At 49.3% G+C, this 21,772-nt stretch carries 21 protein-coding genes, 2 tRNA genes and 1 pseudogene; 17 read left to right on the forward strand and 7 right to left on the reverse strand.

Features of this window, described 5'->3' with window-relative positions; translation table 11 throughout:
- The first annotated feature begins 16 nt into the window (after nt 1-16).
- Nucleotides 17-502: a protein-lysine N-methyltransferase gene (locus tag HS1genome_RS00575; protein WP_126449053.1), complete on the forward strand. Its 486-nt coding sequence runs from the start codon at nt 17-19 to the stop codon at nt 500-502.
- A complete protein-coding gene (locus HS1genome_RS00580; RefSeq protein WP_126449054.1) occupies nt 499-930 on the forward strand; it encodes a DUF2286 domain-containing protein in 432 nt (143 codons plus the stop codon). Before HS1genome_RS00575 ends, HS1genome_RS00580 begins: the two co-directional genes overlap by 4 nt.
- Here HS1genome_RS00580 and HS1genome_RS00585 read toward each other — a convergent pair.
- On the reverse strand, nt 881-3,592 hold the full coding sequence (locus tag HS1genome_RS00585; RefSeq protein ID WP_126449055.1) for a DNA-directed DNA polymerase I: 2,712 nt from the start codon (nt 3,590-3,592) through the stop codon (nt 881-883). The genes HS1genome_RS00580 and HS1genome_RS00585 overlap by 50 nt on opposite strands.
- A 43-nt stretch (nt 3,593-3,635) precedes the next feature.
- Between HS1genome_RS00585 and HS1genome_RS00590 the strand changes: the two genes are divergently transcribed.
- Both HS1genome_RS00590 and HS1genome_RS00595 read left to right on the forward strand, forming a co-directional pair.
- A tRNA-Arg gene (locus HS1genome_RS00590) sits at nt 3,636-3,710 on the forward strand.
- 461 nt (nt 3,711-4,171) lie between these two features.
- Nucleotides 4,172-4,245: transfer RNA gene (locus tag HS1genome_RS00595), tRNA-Thr, on the forward strand.
- 25 nt (nt 4,246-4,270) lie between these two features.
- On the opposite strand, the gene mobB is transcribed toward HS1genome_RS00595, so the two are convergent.
- Nucleotides 4,271-4,822: a molybdopterin-guanine dinucleotide biosynthesis protein B gene (mobB, locus tag HS1genome_RS00600; RefSeq protein ID WP_126449056.1), complete on the reverse strand. Its 552-nt coding sequence runs from the start codon at nt 4,820-4,822 to the stop codon at nt 4,271-4,273.
- On the opposite strand from mobB, the gene HS1genome_RS00605 reads away from it, so the two are divergent.
- The 4 genes from HS1genome_RS00605 (at nt 4,803) to HS1genome_RS00620 (ending at nt 8,727) form a co-directional block, all read left to right on the forward strand.
- A complete protein-coding gene (locus HS1genome_RS00605) occupies nt 4,803-5,948 on the forward strand; it encodes a molybdopterin molybdotransferase MoeA (protein WP_158613651.1) in 1,146 nt (381 codons plus the stop codon). The two genes, mobB and HS1genome_RS00605, sit on opposite strands and share 20 nt — an antisense overlap.
- Nucleotides 5,926-6,513, forward strand: a complete 588-nt coding sequence (locus HS1genome_RS00610) for a molybdenum cofactor guanylyltransferase (RefSeq protein ID WP_126449058.1) — start codon at nt 5,926-5,928, stop codon at nt 6,511-6,513. The genes HS1genome_RS00605 and HS1genome_RS00610 overlap by 23 nt, the downstream gene beginning before the upstream one ends.
- A 364-nt stretch (nt 6,514-6,877) precedes the next feature.
- Complete coding sequence (locus tag HS1genome_RS00615) at nt 6,878-7,549, forward strand: diphthine--ammonia ligase (protein WP_126449059.1); 672 nt, start codon at nt 6,878-6,880, stop codon at nt 7,547-7,549.
- On the forward strand, nt 7,519-8,727 hold the full coding sequence (locus HS1genome_RS00620) for an amidohydrolase (RefSeq protein WP_126449060.1): 1,209 nt from the start codon (nt 7,519-7,521) through the stop codon (nt 8,725-8,727). Before HS1genome_RS00615 ends, HS1genome_RS00620 begins: the two co-directional genes overlap by 31 nt.
- A 28-nt stretch (nt 8,728-8,755) precedes the next feature.
- Here HS1genome_RS00620 and HS1genome_RS00625 read toward each other — a convergent pair whose 3' ends face one another.
- Nucleotides 8,756-9,172, reverse strand: a complete 417-nt coding sequence (locus tag HS1genome_RS00625; protein WP_126449061.1) for a hypothetical protein — start codon at nt 9,170-9,172, stop codon at nt 8,756-8,758.
- Between the two features lie 225 nt (nt 9,173-9,397).
- Nucleotides 9,398-9,652: a hypothetical protein gene (locus tag HS1genome_RS00630; RefSeq protein ID WP_126449062.1), complete on the reverse strand. Its 255-nt coding sequence runs from the start codon at nt 9,650-9,652 to the stop codon at nt 9,398-9,400.
- Between the two features lie 300 nt (nt 9,653-9,952).
- Here HS1genome_RS00630 and HS1genome_RS00635 point away from each other — a divergent pair, with 300 nt between their 5' ends.
- Nucleotides 9,953-10,519, forward strand: coding sequence for a tRNA(Phe) 7-((3-amino-3-carboxypropyl)-4-demethylwyosine(37)-N(4))-methyltransferase (locus HS1genome_RS00635; RefSeq protein WP_126449063.1), 567 nt, complete (start codon nt 9,953-9,955; stop codon nt 10,517-10,519).
- Nucleotides 10,520-10,941: 422 nt separating this feature from the next.
- Here HS1genome_RS00635 and HS1genome_RS00640 read toward each other — a convergent pair whose 3' ends face one another.
- The 3 genes from HS1genome_RS00640 to metG form a co-directional block, all read right to left on the reverse strand.
- Nucleotides 10,942-11,574, reverse strand: coding sequence for a 7-carboxy-7-deazaguanine synthase QueE (locus HS1genome_RS00640; RefSeq protein WP_126449064.1), 633 nt, complete (start codon nt 11,572-11,574; stop codon nt 10,942-10,944).
- Nucleotides 11,575-11,705: 131 nt separating this feature from the next.
- On the reverse strand, nt 11,706-12,695 hold the full coding sequence (locus HS1genome_RS00645) for an NOG1 family protein (RefSeq protein WP_126449065.1): 990 nt from the start codon (nt 12,693-12,695) through the stop codon (nt 11,706-11,708).
- A gap of 1 nt (nt 12,696) precedes the next feature.
- Nucleotides 12,697-13,026, reverse strand: a complete 330-nt coding sequence (gene metG, locus HS1genome_RS00650; protein ID WP_126449066.1) for a methionine--tRNA ligase subunit beta — start codon at nt 13,024-13,026, stop codon at nt 12,697-12,699.
- 120 nt (nt 13,027-13,146) lie between these two features.
- Between metG and HS1genome_RS00655 the strand changes: the two genes are divergently transcribed.
- The 8 genes and pseudogenes from HS1genome_RS00655 (at nt 13,147) to purM (ending at nt 21,760) form a co-directional block, all read left to right on the forward strand.
- The gene (locus tag HS1genome_RS00655) at nt 13,147-13,848 is read left to right on the forward strand and encodes a phosphoribosylaminoimidazolesuccinocarboxamide synthase (RefSeq protein WP_126449067.1); all 702 of its coding nucleotides are present in this window, start codon (nt 13,147-13,149) and stop codon (nt 13,846-13,848) included.
- Nucleotides 13,845-14,090 carry a phosphoribosylformylglycinamidine synthase subunit PurS gene (locus HS1genome_RS00660; RefSeq protein WP_126449068.1) on the forward strand — a complete coding sequence of 82 codons (246 nt, stop codon included), beginning with the start codon at nt 13,845-13,847 and terminating at the stop codon, nt 14,088-14,090. The genes HS1genome_RS00655 and HS1genome_RS00660 overlap by 4 nt, the downstream gene beginning before the upstream one ends.
- Nucleotides 14,087-14,761: a phosphoribosylformylglycinamidine synthase I gene (purQ, locus tag HS1genome_RS00665; RefSeq protein WP_126449069.1), complete on the forward strand. Its 675-nt coding sequence runs from the start codon at nt 14,087-14,089 to the stop codon at nt 14,759-14,761. The genes HS1genome_RS00660 and purQ overlap by 4 nt, the downstream gene beginning before the upstream one ends.
- Nucleotides 14,758-16,853: pseudogene (gene purL / locus HS1genome_RS13135) on the forward strand (phosphoribosylformylglycinamidine synthase subunit PurL). The gene purQ and the pseudogene purL overlap by 4 nt, the downstream one beginning before the upstream one ends.
- Nucleotides 16,850-18,214 (forward strand): amidophosphoribosyltransferase, encoded by a 1,365-nt coding sequence (gene purF / locus HS1genome_RS00675; RefSeq protein WP_126449070.1) that lies wholly within the window; start codon nt 16,850-16,852, stop codon nt 18,212-18,214. The pseudogene purL and the gene purF overlap by 4 nt, the downstream one beginning before the upstream one ends.
- Nucleotides 18,202-19,383 (forward strand): amidophosphoribosyltransferase, encoded by a 1,182-nt coding sequence (locus HS1genome_RS00680; RefSeq protein WP_126449071.1) that lies wholly within the window; start codon nt 18,202-18,204, stop codon nt 19,381-19,383. The genes purF and HS1genome_RS00680 overlap by 13 nt, the downstream gene beginning before the upstream one ends.
- Entirely contained in the window at nt 19,380-20,798 is a 1,419-nt protein-coding gene (gene purD, locus HS1genome_RS00685; RefSeq protein ID WP_126449072.1) for a phosphoribosylamine--glycine ligase, read from the forward strand. Before HS1genome_RS00680 ends, purD begins: the two co-directional genes overlap by 4 nt.
- Nucleotides 20,795-21,760, forward strand: coding sequence for a phosphoribosylformylglycinamidine cyclo-ligase (purM, locus tag HS1genome_RS00690; protein WP_126449073.1), 966 nt, complete (start codon nt 20,795-20,797; stop codon nt 21,758-21,760). Before purD ends, purM begins: the two co-directional genes overlap by 4 nt.
- Nucleotides 21,761-21,772 lie beyond the last annotated feature (12 nt).

The raw sequence follows: 21,772 nt of genomic DNA on the forward strand, positions 1-21,772 counted from the left end.
TAACTCGAGGAGAAGCTTGAGCTACATTCCACACGTACCTTACGTTCCTACCCCTGAGAGGGTAGTGAAGCAAATGTTAGAGATAGCTAAGGTCAGTCCAGGCGACGTTGTCTACGACTTAGGCTGCGGTGACGGTAGGGTAGTAGTTACTGCAGCTAAGGACTTCAATGTAAAGAAGGCGGTAGGAGTGGAGATCAACGACGAAAGGATCAGAGAAGTTCAGGATAACATAAAGAAGAACGGTGTAGAGGGAAGGGTGCAAGTGATCAAGGGGAACTTCTTCGAAGTTGACGTTTCGGAAGCTACAGTGGTTACCATGTTCCTTCTGACCAATGTAAACGAGATGTTAAGGCCTAAACTAGAGAAGGAGTTGAGGCCTGGTACTAGAGTAATCTCTCACGAGTTTGAGATGCGTGGATGGACTCCCAAGCAGGTAGTTAGGGTTGAAGACGGTAACATGACTCACACCGTTTATCTTTATGTTATAGGTGAAAATAAGTGAAGATTTTGCTTTTGAAAAGTGAGAGAGGAAGAGTGACTTCAGAACAATTGATGGAAGGTGAGCTCAGGGCCGCTGTTACATCTGTAGCTAAGAAGGCATTAGAGGAGTGGGATGTGGATAAGTCGGATTTCGTTATATTGAAGGACGTTCACGAAATAAGGAAGAAGCTTCCTCTCTCCCCCTCACTCTATGAAGTGATAAGTAAATACCTTAAAGGAAAGGAACAGGGAGAAGCCCTAGCTGAGGTCCCAGTGTACATAATAAGTTTCGATAATGACTGGGAGGAAGAGGACTTCAAGGACAGAAGTGTATATCTGATCGCGCCGTATTTAGACGAGGAGTCTAAAAACGAGATGAAAGAGTATGCGGAAGAGTTGACTATCGAGGAGACTGAAGAGACTGACGAGGATCAGGAGTCTGAGGAGTGAAGAACGAATCTATTGAGATCCTAGACGTTATATCGTCCCAGCTAAGACCGAGGGCCTTCAGAACCTGCTCGAACGTGCTTCTCACCGCCTCCACATATTTCTCCACATCGACTTCCTTAAGTTTAGCCAACTGGACAGGCTTCACTCCTTCTTTCCCTTTCACCTTGACAAAGAGTATTATGTCTCTAGAAGTCATCTCCTGTCCTGTCACTCTCTTCAGTTGTAGCGCAGCCTTAGCGTGTTGTGGCATGGTTTTCGTATATTGTTCTATCGACTTGGAGAGCATGACTTTGAAGGCGAGCTGATCTAGGTTATAACCTTTCTCTCTTAATTTATTGTAGATTTCCTTTATCTCTTCTGCCACCTTCTGCTTCGCCACTTCCACATCCGCCTCGGAGTTCATAGAAGCCACAATGGACTTAACGTCATTAAATGAGCTCTTCAAGAATTCTGGTGTGTTTCTCTTCTTGGCTAACATTCCCTTTATTTCCACCTTTCCGTCCTGGGACACCCCCATGTAGTTCTTCTTTAGTCCCGAGAAAAGCACCAGTTTGTACGCCTTATCCACCTCGAAATCCAGGTTAAACTCCTTCTTCACCCAAGCGACAATCTCTTCTAATTTATCCTTACTTGGGTTATGCAAGAAAAGAGAGTCAGTATCGCCATAAAGTACTCTTAATCCTATCTGTTCCGCTTTCCTCAGCGTGTTTGTTATCACGAATCTACCCAGAGCCGTCACGCTTTCCGCTACAGCTGGCGCATAGAGGGGGAACTTATCGTCTCCAAAGACGCCATAAGTAGCATTGATGAACACCTTCATTGCCCTCTGGACGACGTCGTAGAGGGCCTTCTGTGAGGATTCTAGATCCTTCTGCTTCGACTTCCTCTTGTATATCTTTACTCTGAAGTCCCTCAGTAATCCTGTTATTAGCGCTGTAAGTCCTACCTTATCCATACAAACTTTGTGCAGGACGTCCCCGTTCTCATCTCTGACCTCTCTTTCGTTTCTACACTCTGCTATGTCTACAGTCTCGTAGCTTATATTCCAGTTCTTTATAACCGAGGGATATAGAGAGGCGAAGTCGAGGACAACAACATTGAAGAAGACACCAGCAGGCGGGTCTATCACTATGGCCCCCTTATATCCCTTCCCTTTTATTATGGCAGAGGTCCTGATCTTACCTCTCCTGGCTATCTCCTCCTTAGAGGGTATTAAAAGACCCCTCTGTCTATGCTCCCAATAGTACAGATTCTTAATCCACGTTGATACCTCTACACGGGTCAGCTCCTCCAATCCCAGCTTGGAGATCCTAGCCAACAGGATCATTAGTTTCCACACTAGTTCATCGCTAAACGTGGTGAGGCCAAGCGTTATCTCTGCGTCCCTGTAGTTATAAAGGATCAGGGTCTTCAGGTCTACGAAACTCACTATGGTATCCAACTTCATTTTGTTCGCTCCAAGTATTCCCGAGGCCACTGCGTCTAGGTTGTACTCACTGTACCTAGCCTCGAAGGCGTAATTTCTTACTGCCTTATTGAAGAAGAACCTAAACAAATCTACGTGAAGCCCTAGGTTATATTTGGTAGCTGGCTTTCCCTCCTGCTTGGTAACTGTGAAGGGTGTCAAGTCTCCTATTCCTAACTTCACAGCCCTGTAGAAAATGTAAGGTATGTCGAAGTCGTCACCATTGAACGTTAGGACCACTGGGTATTGAGAAAGAACTTCAAAGAACTTCATCATTAGGTCCCTCTCGCTCTTAAAGAACTCCACCTGAATCTCCTTCAACTCACCATCGAAGCCTGCAACGTCCTTCCTCTCCAACACGAGAACCTTCTTCAGCCCATCGCTTCCAGCAAGTGCTATACTTATGATAGGGAACTCTGCGTCCTTCGGGTTAGGAACTCTACCCTTAGTTGGTGTATATACCTCTATGTCTATGGCAACCCTCTTCACAGTGGGTATAGGAGTTTCGAAAATCGGAAACCAATCTAGCGCAGTCTTCTTAGAGATCTCGTCAGTATACTCTAAGCTCTTTAACAACGCGTCGACGTCATCCCTTGAAGGGACCTTCCCGGCGAATTTGAGCTGGCCCTTACTTACTTCGTAAGGCATCCCAGGAATAAGTCCTAAATCGTAAATGTAGTTGTTGAAATACTTTATATGTGCCTCGTAGGCCACGGGTATGGCATCCCTCATCCGTCTAACTGCTAATGGGTCCTTGGTTACCACCTTCGTGAGTTTTACTTTCCTCCCTGTGAAAGGATCGACTTTCTCCACCAACTCAATTCTCTCAAAGGAAGGATCCTTTACGATCTTCGCTATCTTACTTATTTTATCCGGAGGAACGTCGGCGAGGAAGTAAGGTAGGTGTTTAGTGTTGTCATATAACACATGAACCTTACTTGTTGTTACATCGTATAACTTGCAGAAGGCCTTTCCTTGTTCGCCATCGTAATCGACCTGAAGTAAGAGGTAGCTTTTCCCCTCTTCGGCTGCGGGCATTTCGAGGCCCTCTCTGTTTGTGGAGTTCCTCCCCTCTTTCTCCTTAGTCGGCCTTGGAGATTGGTTCCTAGCTTTTTCCTTACTTTCTTCCTCGCTTCTAGGCTGCTCGAGAGAAGTTAAGAGGAAATCGTCCAGTGTGCCCTGCTTTGCCTTCTGCATTAAATATAATTTAGACCTGCTCCCCATCTATAAACTTACTTGAGGACCCGTAGCTCAGCCAGGACAGAGTGTCGGCCTTCGGAGCCGATGGTCCCGGGTTCGAATCCCGGCGGGTCCGTTTTCTGTAATAAGGATCATGCGACCACGTAAGCCAGGGACAACTCTTCCTGAATTTAATTTTACAGAGGAAGGAGGTTGAGTTGGCGGAAAGCCCCCAGCGGGGATGGACGGCCTTCTCGTTTAAATATCAGTTAGATATTTCTTCAGTGGCGCTGACGACGTCCTTCCCCAACTCGACCGAGGGTTTAACGCGACTGAGGTGGAGGCGATCGGCATCTCCCTCCTACGTCCCTTTCGACAGGGACTAGAGGCCGTTCGACGAGAGTTCACTTCTAAGGGTGGCCCCCTCCCGAGTCCCCCTCTATAGACGTAACCCCGAACAGAAGGTGGGAACCACGAACCCTTGGAGGGGAACCCTCAACGGTGGGGAGGAAGCCAGATTTAGGCTCGATGAGAGACGTTTAAGCCCAAATTATTCATAGTGAAAACTTAAATATGGTACAAGAAAATTGGGTTATCGCCGCGGTAGCTCAGCTGGCTAGAGCACCGCCTTGGTAAGGCGGGGGTCTCGGGTTCGAATCCCGACCGCGGCTTATGGCAGAGTTTGACTTCGTTCTTTCACACCCTTTTTATCGCTTTAATGTTGCCTATTTTCATCAACTTATCTATTAATTCTAGTAATCCGGTAGCTTTTTTCCGTTCACCATCTACTTCCACATATTCATAAGAAACACATTTTTCGGCTTCATCAGCAATTTTTGAGATGGCCTTCTCCCAATCTTCCCTCCCCTCTACTTCAATTACTTCGCCTAGATTAGCCTCTCGCCATCCCTCTATTAACACCACGTCCGACGGAATTGCGAGAGCTAGTAGGGTAGGATCCACGTCTAAGAAAATCGCTGTTTTCCCTCTTCCCTTAAATATCACTACGTCTGCCCCGCTATTAATAAATCTAGAAGTATCCTTTCCTTCTAAATCTAATTGATGATGGGAATGTTTGATCACTACCACTCTAATTCCCTTGGATTTTAACCTCCTTAAGGCCTCCTCTATTACACTTGTCTTTCCAGATCCTGAAGGACCTACGACTTGAAATACGCAAACCATTATTTCCACCTTACCAATATCAACAATTAGAATGTTGATTCCCTTGGAGAAGGCCCGAGCCATAGTGGACCAGCTCACCTTCCCCCCAGTCAACAGGGCGACCCTACCCCTAGAACTGGCGGTGGGTAAGGTGTGCGCCAGGGACGTGGTGGCCGACAGGGACGTCCCGCCGGCCGACCTTTCAGCCATGGACGGGTACGCCCTCAGGGCGGAGGACGCCGGGAGGGGCCTGAGGGTTAGGGGGAAGGTGTTCCCGTCCGGAGGGGACGTGAGTAGGTTGGACAGGGGGGAGGCCGCCTACGTCGCCACCGGCTCAGCTCTACCCGAGGGGGCCGACGCCGTGGCCAGGGTGGAGGCCGCCAAGTTGGAGGGAGGGGAGCTCCGCGTGCTGGAGGAGGTGTTCAGGTGGAAGGACGTGAGGAGGGCAGGGGAGGACGTGAGGAGGGGGGAGTTGGTCCTGGGGGCCGGGACCAGGGTCAGGACGACCCACCTGGGGCTCCTCACTGTCCTGGGGGTGGAGGAGCTGGAGGTCTACCTGCCCAGGATAGGGGTGCTCTCTGTTGGGGACGAGCTCTCTCCCTTCTACTCCCCCGAGGCCGGGAAGTCCAGGGACGCCCTGGGCAGGGCGCTCGTGGCGACCCTGTCCGGGATAGGGGAGGTCAGGTACTTGGGGGTGGTGGGGGACTCGGTGGGGGAGATAGGGGAGGCGGTGAGCCGGAGCGTCAGGTCCCTCGACCTGCTGATCACGGTGGGGGGCTCCTCGGTGGGGGAGAGGGACTTGGTCAAGGCCGCCGTGTCCTCGGTGGGGGAGGTGTTGTTCGAGGGGGTCACGGTGAACGTGATCAAGAGGGGAGGGCTGGGCGAGGTGGGTGGGAGGCCCGTGCTGATGCTCCCGGGGCAGGCCGTGGCGGCCTTCGCCACGCTGGCGGAGCACGGCTACAGGCTCCTCTCCAGGATGCTCGGGGCTAGGCTCCAGAGGACAGAGACGGTGGAGCTAGGGACGGACGTGACGGTGAACCACAAGATGGACACCCTCTACGTGTTCGCCGTGGACGACGGCGTGGCTACTCCCTTGCGCTGGGGAGTCGGGCTCTACTCCGTCCTCGCCCAGGCCGACGCATACGCCGTCTTGAGGAGGGGGGAGACTTACAGGAGGGGGGAGAGAATTGTCGTACGGAGACTGGTTTGACGCGGTAGTACTTGCGGGCGGGAAGTCGAGGAGGTTCGGGGCGGACAAGTGCGAGTTCGAGCTCTCCGGCAAGTCCATGCTCCGGAGGGTGGTGGAGAACTTCGAGAGCCCGATAGTGGTGGGGAGGGGAGGCTTGACGGACGAGGGCAGGGGTCCCCTGGATGCCGTCGAACTGGCGGTCCCCCTCCTTCGGAGGGAGAAGGTCTTCGTCGCCGGGTGCGACTTCCCCTTCCTCAGGAGGCCGGTGGTGGAGCTGATCTGCGGCAAGGACTACGACGTGGTGGCCCCGGTGGTGAACCGAACGATCCAGCCCATGCTGGCCTGCTACAGGACCGCCTACCTCAGGGACGTCCTTCCCAGGGCCAGGTCCATGGCGGACCTGGTGTACGGGACTGAGTCGGTCTACCTGGTGGGGACCGAGGAGGTCTCCCGGGCCGACCCGTCCCTCTCCTCCCTCTTGAACGTGAACAGGGTAAACGACCTGTGGGGGAAGGTCGAGCGGACCCACTCACCCCTGCCGTTGAGGAGCTGGGCCAGACTCTTCCATTCTCTACATTACTACTGAAGAATACCTAAGGGGGGAAGCGTAAAAGTGAGACCTTCTTTATTTAGAGAATTTTGATACTTGGCAACTTAGTTGTGGTGAGTGCTTGAAAACTTTTGAATGTGACAGGCAGAATACTCGTTATCTTTCATGAAAGACCAACACTTTTTAAATCAGTATTTTGTAATCTCCAATTGAGTTATTCTTATATTGCTCCTATCTCATCTCCTACATAGAGCCAAAAATGGCCGCAAAGAAGAAGAAGGAAGAGGGCCAGAAAGCAGGCGGACAGAAGCCCGAAGAGAAAAAGAAGTAAAACTGAGCGAAGAATCCACTCACCGCAAGTCAAACTTTTTTAATGTGATTAGCTTTTCGTTTTGGAAAATTGCGGGTAGTATCAATGTTCTCTGGAGGCAAAGATAGTACGTATGCCCTCCATTGGGCGGTTGAGAAGGGATTTGACGTATGTTGTCTTCTGACTTTACTCCCTGCTAGTGATGAGTCATGGATGTTTCAGAAAAGCAGTGTCAATTTCGCCACATATCAGGCCGCGGTTATGGGAATTCCTCTAATCAGCTGGAGAACTAGTGGTGCTAAAAACGAGGAACTAAAGGATCTAGAAGAAGCCCTTCTCTACGTCAAGGAGAAGGGAGTTTCTGGAGTAATAACTGGAGCTCTCCTGTCGGACTATCAGCGTCTGAACATAAATCTGATTGCACTCAAGGCCGGCCTCAAGGTCTATTCTCCCCTCTGGCGAAAAGATCAGTCTAGGTACATGTTCGATCTTATTAGGCATGGTTTCACTTTCGTTATCACTTCGGCATCGGCTTACGGATTTCCTTTTCACTTAGTTGGCAAGGAAGTGGTGAGCGAGGAACAAGTGGAGGAGATAGTAGAGGCCGCTCTTACCTACGGCTTCAATCCTGCGTTCGAGGGGGGAGAGGCCGAAACTTTCGTAACTTTCGCTCCTCTTTTCTCTAGGAAGCTGCGACTGGAGGGAAGAACAGTAAAGGAGGGAGAGTTCAGATGGAGATACGACATCAGCCGTATACTATAACCAACTGCGACTTCGTGTTATCATCGAGAGGAGTCCTGCGTCATGTAAATGTAGTGATTGATGAAGGGAAAATTCAGAGCATTGGAAGGGAGAGAGTAGGGGATGAACTGTCTTGCGTTGGAATGACCCTCGCACCTGGGTTAGTTAACGCTCATACCCACACCGGTATGATGTATCTCAGGGGATATAGCGACGATCAGGAGCTAGGTCCTTGGCTGAAGAGGGTCTGGGAAGTCGAGTCGAGGGCGAAAGAGGAGTGGATGCGGTTGAGCTCGGAACTGAGCATTATTGAGATGTTGGCAGGGGGGATCACTGCTTTCATAGACATGTATTTCAATCCCTTTGATCTAGTTCAGCTCAGTACCAAGTATGGCGTGAGGGCGGCGGCCGGGCCAACTTTCCTCGATTCATTTAAGGATCCACACGAGATCGATAAGGAAATCAGAGAGGTCGCAAGGAAGCGCTCTCCAACCTTCTCCCCCATAATCAACGTTCATTCCTTATATGCGGTCTCCAGGCAGACCCTCCTTTTAGCGAAACAGTTAATGGAAGAGCTGGATCTCCCCCTACACATGCACGTTTCAGAGACGCGAGATGAACTCTTCGAGGTGAAGAGACTATATGGGAAGTTTCCGGTGGAAGTGTTAGCTAGTGAAGGAATTCTAGGCTCGAGGACCATATTAGCCCATCTAGGTTGGGTTAGCAGCTGGGAAATCGTGTCTATAGCGAGTTCTAAGGCTAGGGCAGTTCACTGTCCTACTTCGAACATGAAACTTGCGACAGGGGGTTTCTTTCCCATTAATGAATTCTTACAGAAAGGAATTACTCTAGCATTGGGTACAGACGGACCTGTTTCCAATAACTCGCTCGATATATTTAGGGAAATGAAGCAGGCAGTACTCCTGCAGAGACATGGATATTGGGAAGCGTCAGTAGGCGCTAGACACGTGCTTAAAATGGGAAGCCAAGAGGGTTACAAGCTTTTAGGCCTAAATGGAGGAGAAGTAAAAGAGGGAGCCTTAGCTGACCTAATTTTGATTGATAACAAGTGGCTTCGTCCCCTGACCGAGGCCAACTTAGAATCTTCACTGGTCTACTTAGCCACGGGAAGGGACATCTCCTGCACCTTAGTTGAAGGAAAAATGGTATACCAGAGGGGGATTTCGATGAAGAGATAGAGAGCTTGCAGGAAAGGTTAGAAAGGATTCAGGAGTCATTGAACTGATTGAGACGTTGTAGGAGAGACACTAGGTCTTTGGAACCTAATTCCTGAATGGTTGCGAGTTTCACCTTCCCTCTTCGCATACAAGAAGAAAGAAAGTGCAGCTCGGTTAATGTTCCGTATCTTTTTGCTACGTCTTCGAGGGAAAGGTCTAGGTTCAAGTAATCCTTAACGAAGTCTCTAGAGCAGAGGTTATAGATTAGGGTTAGTGCTCCCAAGTCGAACGTTCTAGATCTCTTCCTCCCCACCAGTACAACTCTAACTCCCAACTTAACTCTTTCATCTTCTAAGTCTTCAGGTCCAAGCTCACTTTCTCTCAAAGTCAAGTACGCTTCTTCTCTTAACTCAAATTCCTTTGCGACCTCCGAGGCCTTCAAGTTTCTCCCTACTTGAAAACTCAACATCCCATAACTTTTAAGATGGATAAGGAATTCGTCCTTATTCCTATGAGTACGTCCAACAATTTCTCTCACTCCGCCGAAGGGGCTCATAGACAACGAAGGAGGCCCACCTGAGTACCGTGCCTCTGCAATTCCAGGGAAAGTGTAGTTCGGTTCCCGTCTCGCGTTTCGAGGATCTGAAGGTCTTCACCGCGTTCCTCGCGCCGAAGGCAATGCCTTCCCGGTTTAACCCGATACATAGCACCTCGTCGTCGACGGCGGGGCACCCCCGGGAGAGGACGTACCACCCGGTCTAGGCGAGGCCGCTCTCGTCCTCCACCGGGGATTTGCTCCCTCCACCTGCCTGACCTCTCCCACCGCCCGCTTCCCCGGGTTCAGGCCGGGTGCGACGGACTCCGCTAGCCGAGTGGACTCGGCGAGGGAGTCCAGTACTCTCTTTCTCATGGCCTCTAGAATGTCTTCCGGTTTGGTCGAGTCCACGTAAACTAGGCAGCTCGAAAGTCGTCCTCTCGAAACGAATTGTTGGGTACAGTCATCTCGACTGTAGAACTCCCTAATATATAGGTAGTGAAAGTGGTGTCTCTAACCTACACGATATGATACCTTAATATATAACATCCCGAAGAATGTCGAACATAATAATCTCGTAGCTAAATATCAATGACAACAATGTATTAGTAGCATTGTTAACTAAGCGTGCCAGATTTGAGTGAGGAGTATGTAAGAAGCCCAAAACCCCTACTCACTCATCCTTTTAACGATCATTAACTCAAGTCTCACGTGGAACAGTGGTATGTGAAAAAGGAGAAGGCCTACCAAAGGATATTCAAAGACAGAGAGATCGGCTACTTAGATCCGGACATCCTTCCTACCCTACAAGCGTTCTTTTCTTGGCCGAACTTGTTCACTAAGAGTAGTTGCAGTGGTAGAATAACTGTAATAGACGCCCATATGCCTTGGGATAGGAAGAACTCAACGGTAGTGTTTAAGGATCACTTAGGAATTACCTCCAATCAGTTAGACGCTGTGGTGGAAAAGGGAGCTCTCAGGAAGCTGTGGCTAATTGTACAGGGACCTATATTTCATGTCTACGCTAAGACCCTAGATGATGTGTGGAAGTTGTTGCAAGTATCCAGATCTGTGGGATTCAAACACAGTGGCCTCCTGACCAAGAACTCTAATGGGTATTTAGTTGAAGTGAGAAGTGGCGTGAGAATGGATCATCTGCTTTACGACAGAAGTCCGCTCAGTGAGTTCGGTCCAGTAGTCAGTGTGGCTAACGAAGTACTGAAAAGGGGGAAGGAGAGGTTGTTTTCTCTGACTCAAGCACTTAAAGACAGCATTTAGCAGGAATGAGCGAGTTTCGTAAGTTTGAGGGACTTAGAAACAGTAAAATATCCATATTTATAGGAAAATTAGATAAATTTTTTATAATAAAAAAATTTAAATATTTAACTTGGAATTTTCGGCTGTCAGGAGTGAACTTCAAAGAATCTCACGAATTTGTATTTAAGCGTCAAGGTAATGCTCCATTTAGAGCCCTGTTAGACCAGGAGGGGAAGCATCTACCTCTCATATAACGATGTCTCATAGTGCTCAGAGCTGAACTCCTTAAGTGACTGTTATACAGACCCACCTTTGAGCAAACGAGGCGAGCAGTTTCGAATCCATGGTGGAAACTTTGAACCACCTAGAGCCCACCTCCTAAGGGGAGGAAACTGAGCGGAGTCCAAGGGGAATGAGGTGCCGAACTTCAATAAAGCGAGACATTATCTATACTTTAATATTCTGTGAAGTTGAGGTAGAACTCTATATGGTAATCTCATCTCACTTACTGTGTCGGCTAGCTCCCTTAGGGCCTTTTCGTAATCCTTCCTGTTCCCATCAGGCTGTACAATCACCTTAGAAGGGTTAACACCTTGTTCATTAACTAGTGCGAGCACCTCTCTCAAGTCTCTCCTAGGCTCTACAATGACGAACTTGTAGTAGGTGGCCCAGTCGTCCTTCAGGTTATAGTGTAACTTGAATCCCGCATTACTCAATTTAGGTGAAACTGAGAAGACATCCACTATTTTCCTGAGCCTCGCGGAGGGTTTCACTGTCCCGCTGGTCTCAACTATCACAAAGTGTTCCATCTCCTTCAGTTTACTGACTAGAGGTTCCAGATCTTGGAGCAATGGTTCTCCCCCTGTTATAGTAGTGGTTGTCACTAGGCCGTTAATCGACTGCAGGATCTCCTCTAGCTCCATCTCCTTACCGTCTGTTTTGAGCCAAGAATACTTAGTATCACACCAGATGCATCTCAAATGGCATCCTGCCATTCTAATGAAATTAGAAGGTCTTCCGATTACTTCTCCCTCTCCCTGTATCGAGGTGAAGATCTCGCTGATCCAATACTTCACCCTAAGGTCCCTCTCACGTTTTCACCTAGATGACTGAGTCTTAAAGAATGTCTGTTGAAGTCTATAGCTTCCAATAGAATTTCAGGACGAATGAGAACCCCTCTTCATATCCCTCATCCGGTCACCAACTACTAGAATATCGGACGAAGACCCAAGTAGCTACTTAATTCGTCTTCTATCGCAACCTTCAATTCCTCTAAGCTATCTCCATTGACACAGCTTACCTTGACGAGCCTTATTCCCTTTTCTTTGACTAGCTCCTCTAAACGTTTCACCTTAGAGGAACTAGCTATGTCCATTTTGTTTATGCATGCAAGCGAAGGTTTGTTCAATTTAACCACCTCTTCGAACACGTTGAGCTCCTCTGAAACTGTGGTGGCCTCCGTACCATCGAAAGCGAACAAGATCACTCCATTAAGGTTCCTAAGCGCGTTTACCGCTTTCTTCTCTATTATGTTCCTCTCCGAATTCGGCCGATCTAGGAGCCCAGGTGTATCAACTATTTGAACCTTGCCTAGTTTCGTCTCTAAGTGACCAACGTGAATATCTTTTGTGGTGAAAGGATAAGAGGCGATCTCAAGTTTAGCGGAAGACAACGACGCCACTATGGAAGATTTACCCACGTTGGGGAGGCCCGCGACGATCACCGTGGGAAGGGAAGGATCTATGAACGCCAGTTTCGAAAGCTTTGAGAAACCTGTTACTATTTGTTCTACTGCGGTCGAGTTTCTCCTGAGGAAAGACAAACTCCTGCCTACAGCTTCCTTTTCCAATTTTCCGATCCTGTCCATAGGGGTTTTGGATAATTCTTTATAGAACTTGAAGGAAATGGTTCTTCCGACCACCAGTTTTCTTCTAAGTTTCTCCACCTCCTCGGGCCAATCGGAACCTAGAGTTAACTCTGCCATCTCGCGATAGAAAGGATGGAGCTCCTTTGGAGTGGGAATAGAGTTCAGGAACGAGATGTAGTAGTCTAGGACCTTCACACATACACTTAGCCTAGCTAATGCTACTTCCCTTCTGTCTCTGCCCCCCACCTTCAACATGGTTTGGGAGGCCCACTTGAGGGTGAGGGTAGGGCTTGAGGGAATTCTCAGACCTTCAAAAGGAGATCTAGGCAACTTAACAAACCTTCGAGCCAGGAGAAGCTCCCTCGTCCACCGTCACTACCTTCACTGACGTACCATCTTCGCAACCTGCCGCTAAGATCATGCCTTGACTTTCGTATCCTCTGATCACTCGTGGTTTAAGATTGTAGACTATCACTACCTTTCTGTTGAGTAGTTGCTCTGGTTCGTAATATTCAGCGATTCCAGACACAATCTGTCTCTTCTCTTGGCCCGTCGAAACCTCCAGTCTAAGTAACCTTGTCCCTGGTATCCTCTCTGCTGCCGTCACTATTGCTACCCTTAGTTCCAACTTTCTGAAGTCTTCTATGGAGATTTCCTCCATGCCCTCCTCTGAGGGGCTTGAATTTAAATATGGCGTTTTACATTTCTAAGTAAAAGTTCATCCTAGATCTGCGGTCTTGATCTAGTTAAATTTTAAATTAGACATGTAAAGACATCCTCTGTGAGTGCCCTACTAGGGGAGGGGAAAACCAAGTTAGTTATAGAAGCAGGTGAAGAGCGTGTCCTTCTGAGGTTTAAAGATACCATAACCGCAGGCGATGGAGTTAAGATGGACATCCTGAGGGGTAAAGGAGAGGTTAATGCCAGAACCTCTGCGGTTCTGTTCTCTAAACTGATGGAGGCTGGCATTCGAAGCCATTACATCTCCCAGTATGACGAGAGAACCTTGCTGGTGAGGAAACTGCAGATGATACCAGTGGAAGTGGTAGTGAGGAATGTAGCCACAGGCTCGATAGTGAAGAGATTGCCTATTAAGGAAGGCGAGATATTTGATCCTCCAATAGTGGAGTTCTTCCTTAAGGATGATAGACTTCACGACCCGCTACTCAACGCCGATCATTTGAGGTACTTGAAATTGATGAGTCCAGAGGAAACTGAAGACGTTAGAAGACAGGCACTTACTATCAATAAAGTCCTTAAAAACGTATTTGAACCCAAGGGGTTACGGCTCTACGACTTTAAGGTAGAGTTCGGAAGAACAGGCAGTTCCCTGTTGCTTGGGGACGAACTCACATTGGATGGTATGAGGGTACGGGTTAACGGTACTGGAGAGGTTCTCGATAAGGACCTTTACAGAAGGGGAGAGACCCTGGAAAGGGTGATGGAGGCCTATCTCCGTTTCCTGAAGGTGTTGTCTAGTTGAATTTCGTAGTTGACGTTCTAGTCCTTCCAAAGGAAGAGATCAGGGATCCCGAGGGTGAGGCTGTGAAGAAGTACCTTCTGAAGGAGAATGGATCGAAGGTCAACGAGGTGAGAGCAGGGAAGCTAATCAGGTTAGCAGTCGACGCCACCTCCCCTAGCGAGGCTGAGGAAATAGCCCTTTCTCTGGCATCCAAGGGATTGTTCAACCCATTAGTTCATAGAGTGGAGGTGAGGGTTCTCTGATCGCTGTAATGAAGTTTCCTGGAACTACCTGCGAGGTGGAAACTGTCGCAGCACTACGTGAAGCTGGAGTTGAAGCCAGGGTGGTGGACCACCTTGAGTTCGATCCGAGCGTGGTTAGCGGGGTAGTCATACCGGGCGGCTTCTCCTTCGGAGACTACCTTAGAGCCGGAGCGATAGCGGCTAGGACTGAGGCGATCAAGGGGATTAGAGAGGTTGCTAAGTCCGGCAGACCTGTAGTTGGGATATGTAACGGCTTTCAAGTGCTGACCGAGGCTGGGCTCCTTAATGGGGCTTTACTTCCCAATCTCAGTGGAAGGTTCGTAAGTAAGTGGGTTAGCCTGAAAGTGGTGAGGGGAGATACCGTGGTAACTGAGGGACTGGAAGGTAAATTGTTGCGTATGCCAATAGCTCATGCCGAGGGAAGATACTACGATGAGGAAACAAGGGCGTCTGAAGCAGCAGTATTGAAGTACACCTCTCCTTCAGGGGAAGTTGAAGAAAGATGGAATCCCAACGGTTCTGTGCTCAATGTCGCAGCGGTGGCTAACGAGGAGGGAAACGTAGTAGGCATGATGCCTCACCCAGAGAGGGCCAGCTTCAACTTTTCGTCCCCCGACGGTTCTACCGACGGCCTCCTAGTCCTAAGGGGACTTAAGAGGTGGACTCGATGACTCCAGAGGAGTTAGACTACTTAACTTCGTCCCTTGGGCGACGTCCAACCTCGGCAGAACTGGCGTTGATGGAGCAGCTCTGGTCGGAACATTGCTCCTACAAGTCTTCAAGGTTCTTCTTAAAGAGACTAGGGTGGAGAAACGGAGATGTAGTAATGGGAGTAGAAGAGTGGGGAGACGCTGGGGCGTTCAGGCTCAACGATGGGACCATAGTAGTGCTCAAGCTAGAGAGCCACAACCATCCCTCTGCGTTGGATCCGTTCAACGGAGCTGCCACCGGGGTTGGAGGCGTAATAAGGGACGTGCTCAGTGTCGGAGCCAGACCCGTGGCGCTTTTAGACATGTTAAGGGTGGGATCCCTAAGGCGGGAGAGAAACAGGGAACTGCTCAGAGGGATCGTGAGAGGAGTTGGCTTTTATGGTAACAGCGTTGGGGTTCCAGTTGTTGGAGGAGAGCTATCCTTCGACGATTGTTATGATAGTAACCCCCTTGTGGACGTAGCTTGCGTAGGAGTAGCAACGACGGCCCTTAAGTCGAAGACCTTGGCCCCTGGAGATAGATTGGTAATAGTGGGTTCTACGGGCATCGACGGCATTGGTGGAGCCTCCTTTGCTTCCAGATCTCTGAGTGGCGATGATGAGAGGGGAGCTGTGCAGATCGCAGATCCCTTCTCGGGTAAGATCGTACTCGACGTCACTCTACGATCACTGCAGCTGGTTCACGCAGTTAAGGACTTGGGAGCTGGTGGGATAGGTGTGGCAGTGGCTGAGCTGGCGGGGAGATTGGAGCATTAGTGAAATTGGACAGCGTTCCCACTAGGGTCTCTAACATGAGTCCCGAGGAGATCTTGGTGTCTGAAACTCAAGAGAGGATGCTTTACTCAGTGGAACCCGATAAGGTTGAGGCTTTCTGTTTGCAGTTTAAGCGTTTGGACTATCCGTGTGTGGAGATAGGTGTAGTCACCGGCGATAGTACGCTGAGATTTACTTACTTTGGTGACACCTTGGTTTCGCTTCCTTCGAAGGTCCTGAGTTACGTCCCTAGAGTACCTTGGAAGATGGGCAAGAGGATCAAACGAAGTTCCACCGTTGAGAGACGGCCTACGCTACAAGAAGCTGTGTTGGCCGTGATGAGTCACGAGGACTTCGCAGATAAAGAGTGGGTTTACTCCCAGTATGACTATGAAGTTCTGGCGTCCACTGTGATTAAGCCGGGGTGGGCGGACGCGGCTGTAGTCAAGTTGCCAAATGGGGCCTTCTTGGCACTTAAGGGAGACGCTAACCCAGAGTTATGTAACTGGGATTCCTACAAATGTGCTAAAGCAATATTTGCCGAAGCCTACAGAAACCTCTCCTCGGTGGGGGCGAGGCCTCGGGCTGCCGTAGATCATCTACAGTTCGGCTCACCCGTCAATCCTACAGTCTATGCCGACTTCGTTGACGCAGTGAACGGCCTCGCAGAGGCTTCCAGATTCTTCAACGTTCCTATAGTAGGTGGAAAAGTATCGTTCTACAACGATACCCCCGATGGATTTCCCATTAAGCCCACTCCGCTTGTGGTAATGGCTGGAACGTTGGAGTCTCCTCCCCAAAGGTATCGGATTTCCTTGGGAGATCAGTTGCTTTTGGTCGGATTCACAAGGTCTGAGTTAGGAGGGTCCCTTTATCATAGACTGTTCGGTGGCTCATGGGAAGTACCAGATCCGGTTCTTGTAGAGGATCTCAGGTCCTCAGAACTAATCTCTTCTTGGGTAGCTGCGGGCCTGGTCAAGTATGTGAAGGATGTTTCGAAGGGAGGACTTCTAGGTTCTCTGTTCCCCCTATTCAAGGAAGGCCTAGGGGCTAAGATTGAGTTAGAACGGGTTCCATGCGACTCCGAGGATCCCATAGTAAAGTTGTTTTCGGAGACGAGTGGAAGGTTCCTTGTAGTTGGCAGTGAAGAGCTGGTTTCGAGCGCTCAAGATCAGGGAATTCTAGCCTCATATATCGGAGAAGTAGCTGATGGACCTGTTCTCAACCTAAGCGGACTGAAGGTGGAGCTAACCGAGTTGATCTCAAGGCAACTGAATTACTTGGAGAGGGTGATGGAGTGAGGGAGAGTTGTGGTGTGGCGGCCGCCGTAGGTCTACAAGCATCTACATTAGTTTACAGAATGTTGAGGGCCCTTCAGCATAGGGGGCAGGAGTCCGCAGGAGTCAGTTGGTTAGATGGTCGAATTCAAACTCGTAAGGGACTAGGTCTGGTGGATCGTGCTGTCAACATCAGCGAGTTGAGTGCACAAGCTACTCACGCCATAGGTCACGTGAGGTACTCCACCACTGGCAGTTCCACATTGGAAGAGGCTCAACCTATGGATGATGGAACTCTGTCACTGGCTTTCAATGGCACTATAGCCAACTATATGGATCTAAGGAAGGAACTGAATAATCTACTAACCATCACCGATACCGAAGTGATCTTAAAGGTGGTTTCAAACTACTTGCGCCAAGGCTACTCCGTCGAGGAAGCTCTGATCAAGTTTTCAGAGGTAGCTGACGGAGGATATTCGTTAGTCCTCCTAAACTTGGATGGCGAAGTGGCAGCCTTCAGAGACCCGACAGGATTTAGGCCTCTGGCAATGGGGATGGTCGGTGAAACCCTTGTAATAGCATCAGAAACGTCCGCGATAGAGCAGGTAGGTGGCACTGCCATAAGGGACATTCAACCAGGGGAACTTCTAATTCTGTCGAGAGAAGGTGTGAGGAGTTTTAGGGTTAGACGGGAAGTTCATACGTGTTCCTTCGAGTACGTTTACTTCGCCCGTCCAGATTCCGTAATTGATGGAGTCTCAGTCTACGAGGCCAGGAGGAAGTTGGGAGAACTTCTAGCCGCATACCACCCAGCGCCGGCCGAGGTAGTTGTACCTGTCCCAGACTCGGGAAGGCCTGTGGCCTCAGGGTACTCTGCGAGAAGTGGGATTCCACTAGTTGAAGGACTTGTGAGGCTCCACAACTCCCTCAGGTCGTTTATCATGCCTAGTCAGGAGTTGCGAAACGCCGTGGCATTGGATAAGTTCGGTGTGGTGAAGGAAGCCATAAGGGGAAAGAAGGTCGTCTTGATCGACGACTCAGTCGTCAGAGGAAATACTCTACGAACCTTAGTTAAGAGGGTTAGGCAGGCGGGAGCGACTGAAGTCCATGTTAGAGTAGGTTCTCCACCTGTCACCTTTCCATGCTACATGGGGGTAGACTTTCCCACCCGTGGAGAGTTACTGGCGGCCTCTATGGACCTCAACTCCATAGCTAACTATCTTGACGTTGATTCGTTGGATTATCTGACAATTGAGGAGATGATGCGAGGAGTAGGGAGACGGGATCTGTGTCACGCTTGCTTCTCTGGGATCTATCCGCTTAAGGGGTTCTACCCCCGTACCCACGTAGACCTTACTGGAGGGAGAGGGGAGTGTCAGGCATAGTCGGACTTCTCGCTTTCAGTGATACGTGGAATGTAGTCAAGTTCACCTACTATGGCCTTATAGCCCTCCAAAATCGAGGGCGGGGAGTTGCAGGATTGGCCTTGGTTAACGACGATCTCCAACAGATCATAGGTACCAAAGGGGAGGCGTCTGAGCTGGAAGTGGAGGGGGCCAGAGGCTGGGCTTCAATAGGATATGTGGGGAGAGATAGAAAGTATCCTCTGCAATTGGGGAGTCAGGTAATTGTGGTTGACGGAATTGCAAGTGACGATGAGCTGATAAGGGCTCTAGAAGATCCGACTCAACCCCTCAAGTTCTCCTTCATCTCCCTTACGAAGAATGGCACTCTCACAGTGAGGAGGGACTCATTCGGTCTCAAGCCACTTTACTTGGGTTCCTTCGGATTCGACGTGGTCATGGTTGCGTCAGAGCCCTCTGCTATATGGGCTGTTGGAGGTGAGCTAAGAAGAGAGTTGGATCCTGGTGAACTCCTAGTGATAGATCGCATGGGACTTTCGATGAGGCCTAGTAAACGCGAAAAAAGGAGAACATGTTCCTTGGAATACATATACATGTCGAGGCTTGACTCAGTGTTAAGCGACGTTCCTATCTATCAGGCTAGGGTGAAGTTGGGAGAGCTCCTAGCGAAGGACTATCCCATAAACGCTGACGTAGTGGTGGGAGTTCCAGAAACGGGAATACCGGTAGCCATAGGTTACTCGAGGGCGAGCGGAATTTCGTTTGAACTGGGTTTCGTCAAAATGGGCTCCTACGTCAGGACCATGGGGATAGATGATCCGTTTATGCGATTAGTCGGAGCACAACTTAAGCTAAATCCAATTAAGAGCGTCTTCGATGATCGTCGGGTGATTCTCATCGACGACTCAATGGTTACTGGAAACACCCTCAGGAACACCGTGCAAGTTGTGAGAAGGGCCGGAGCCAAAGAAGTACATGTGTTATTAGCCAGTCCTAAGTTGGTGAGGAGTTGTCCTTATGGTGTCGACGTTCCAGACTCTCGATTCTTGGTAAACGAGGGTGATGTGTACAAGCGGATCGGGGCCGACTCGTTGAGGTGGATAACGATAGAGTCGATGTACAGGGCCTTAGGTACTCGTGAGTTATGTACTCTGTGCATGGGAGGACAGGGATTGGGTGATGAAAAGTGAAGGTCCTAGTAATAGGGGAAGGAGCGAGAGAACACGCTATCGCAGAGTCACTTGCGAACGCGGGCGACAGTGTATTTGCGTTAGCCTCTTTTAGGAACCCAGGACTGCTCTCCGTCACCAGTAGAACTGGTGGACGTCTCCTTCTAGGTAGAGTCACAGATCCTTCGACGGCCAGGAGGGCACTTCAGAGCATCAGTCCAGATCTAGTGGTGATAGGTCCTGAGGATCCGCTCTTCAGCGGGGTATCTGAAACGGTAAGAGAGGAGGGGATCCCAGTAGTGGGACCAAACAGTTCCATGGCTCGTATAGAAGCCTCCAAGGTGTGGATGCGTCAACTGATGGAGAAGTACGATATACCTGGCAGGCTCAGGTTCAAGAGTTTCGACTCAATAGCGGAAGCGGCAGTCTTCGTGAAGTCTGTGGAAGGGTCAATAGTGATCAAGCCAGCTGAACAGGTTGGAGGTAAGGGTGTGAGAGTGATTACTGATATCCAAGCTTACCTGTCTCAGGATAAGAAGGAGTCAGCCAGCTTCACATTAAGCGAGATCTCCACTACTGTTAAAGGTAAGGAGAAGGTAATCGTAGAGGAGAAGGTTGAGGGACCAGAGTACACCCTTCATGGGTTAAGCGATGGTCACTCAATGATCTTCCTCCCGCTAGCCCAAGATTACAAACATGCTTTCGACTATGGGGTAGGCCCAGAGACGGGCGGAATGGGGTCGATCTCAGGTCCTAAAGACTCTCTTCCTTTCATTACTTCTTCGGAACTGGAGGAGACTAAGGACATACTAAACGCCACCATTAAGGCCGTTGAGGCTGAAACAAAAGGGAGCTACGTTGGATTTCTTGGAGGTCAGATGATGCTAACTCCCCTGTGGGGCCCGACAGTAATAGAGTACTACACCCGTTTAGGAGATCCTGAGGCGTCGTCCATAATTACTCGTGTGAGAAATTTCGGAGAACTCCTCCATAGGGTTGGTTCAACAAGCCTCGCTAGGGCCACTGTCGACGTGATGGATGAGCCGGCAGTAGTGAAGGTTGTAGCTCCTAGGGGTTATCCTATGAACAGGAACATGGCCGCAGGCCACTCCCTCACCGTAGACGTTGAGAGGATTAGGGAGGCTGGATGTATTATCTATTTCGGTTCCGTTTCACTGGAAGGAGGAAAGCTAGTCACTCAAGGATCAAGGGCTCTGGAACTTGTTGCTCTCGGGGGGTTCGAAGAGGCCTCTAAGAGGTTAGAGCGTTGTATATCCATGGTGAGCTCCAATTACCCTCTATATCATAGGAGCGACATAGGTGTTACGATCTCTGATCAAATAAAGTTGGCAGAATTGTCGAGAAGGATGAGATCCTCAGATGCGTATAGAGCCATGTTAAGCACCTTCTTTGACGTCAAGGGTGGCTCGTCTTGAATGGATATACCTACAAAGATGCTGGAGTAGACCTGTCTAAGGTTCTAGATCTGCATGATAAGTTAAGAGAGATTTTATCTCCTAGCTCAGAAAAAACCGTGTTGGGTCCAGGGCACTACTCTGGCGTAGTTAAGGTGGGAGATCTGTACCTAGGACTCCACACTGACGGGGTAGGAACAAAAGTTCAGTTAGCTCTTCAGTATCAGAACTTCGAGCCAGTTGGAGTAGATTGTGTGGCGATGAACGTTAATGACCTTGTTTCCCTCGGACTCACTCCTGTTGCTATCGTTGATTACATTGCAATGGAGAGTCCCTCTGATACGTTAATAGAAGGGATAGCCAGAGGTCTGAGAATGGCAGCAAAGGAAGCTGATGTGGACGTCGTCGGAGGAGAGACTGCTATAATGCCTGGTGTAATAAAGGGTTTTGACCTTTCATGTTCGGCTTTAGGAGTGTCCACTTCCCTCAAGAGCGGGAGTGAGGTGGCTCCAGGAGATTTAATAATAGCAATGGAAAGTAACGGTCTTCATTCTAACGGATTCACGTTAGTTCGTTCCCTGTTGGAGAAGGGGACTTTGAAGGTGGATCCGGTTGAACTCCTTAAGCCTACATTTATTTACGTTAAGCCAGTCCTAGAATCTCTCCCATATATAAAGGGGGTGGCCCATGTAACTGGAGGATCTTTCTCCAAATTAAGAAGAATAACTAGGCATAGGTTGAACCTATCAATAGAGCAAACTCAAGACATCTTTATCAAAATAGAGAAAGCTGGGGTACCCCACGAAGAGATGTATAGAGTCTTCAATATGGGAGTAGGAATGGTTCTCTTTGTGGCTAGAGAGGAGGCTGAGGAGGTGATGAAGATAACATCAAGATATTATCGCTCTAAAGTTATTGGTGAGGTAAGTGTAGGAGAGGGTATAGTATTAAGGACCCATCGAGGCAAAGTTCTCCATTTATAGAATATAGTGCAT

Origin of the sequence: Sulfodiicoccus acidiphilus, from assembly GCF_003967175.1 — an archaeon.
GTDB classification, from domain to species: domain Archaea; phylum Thermoproteota; class Thermoprotei_A; order Sulfolobales; family Sulfolobaceae; genus Sulfodiicoccus; species Sulfodiicoccus acidiphilus.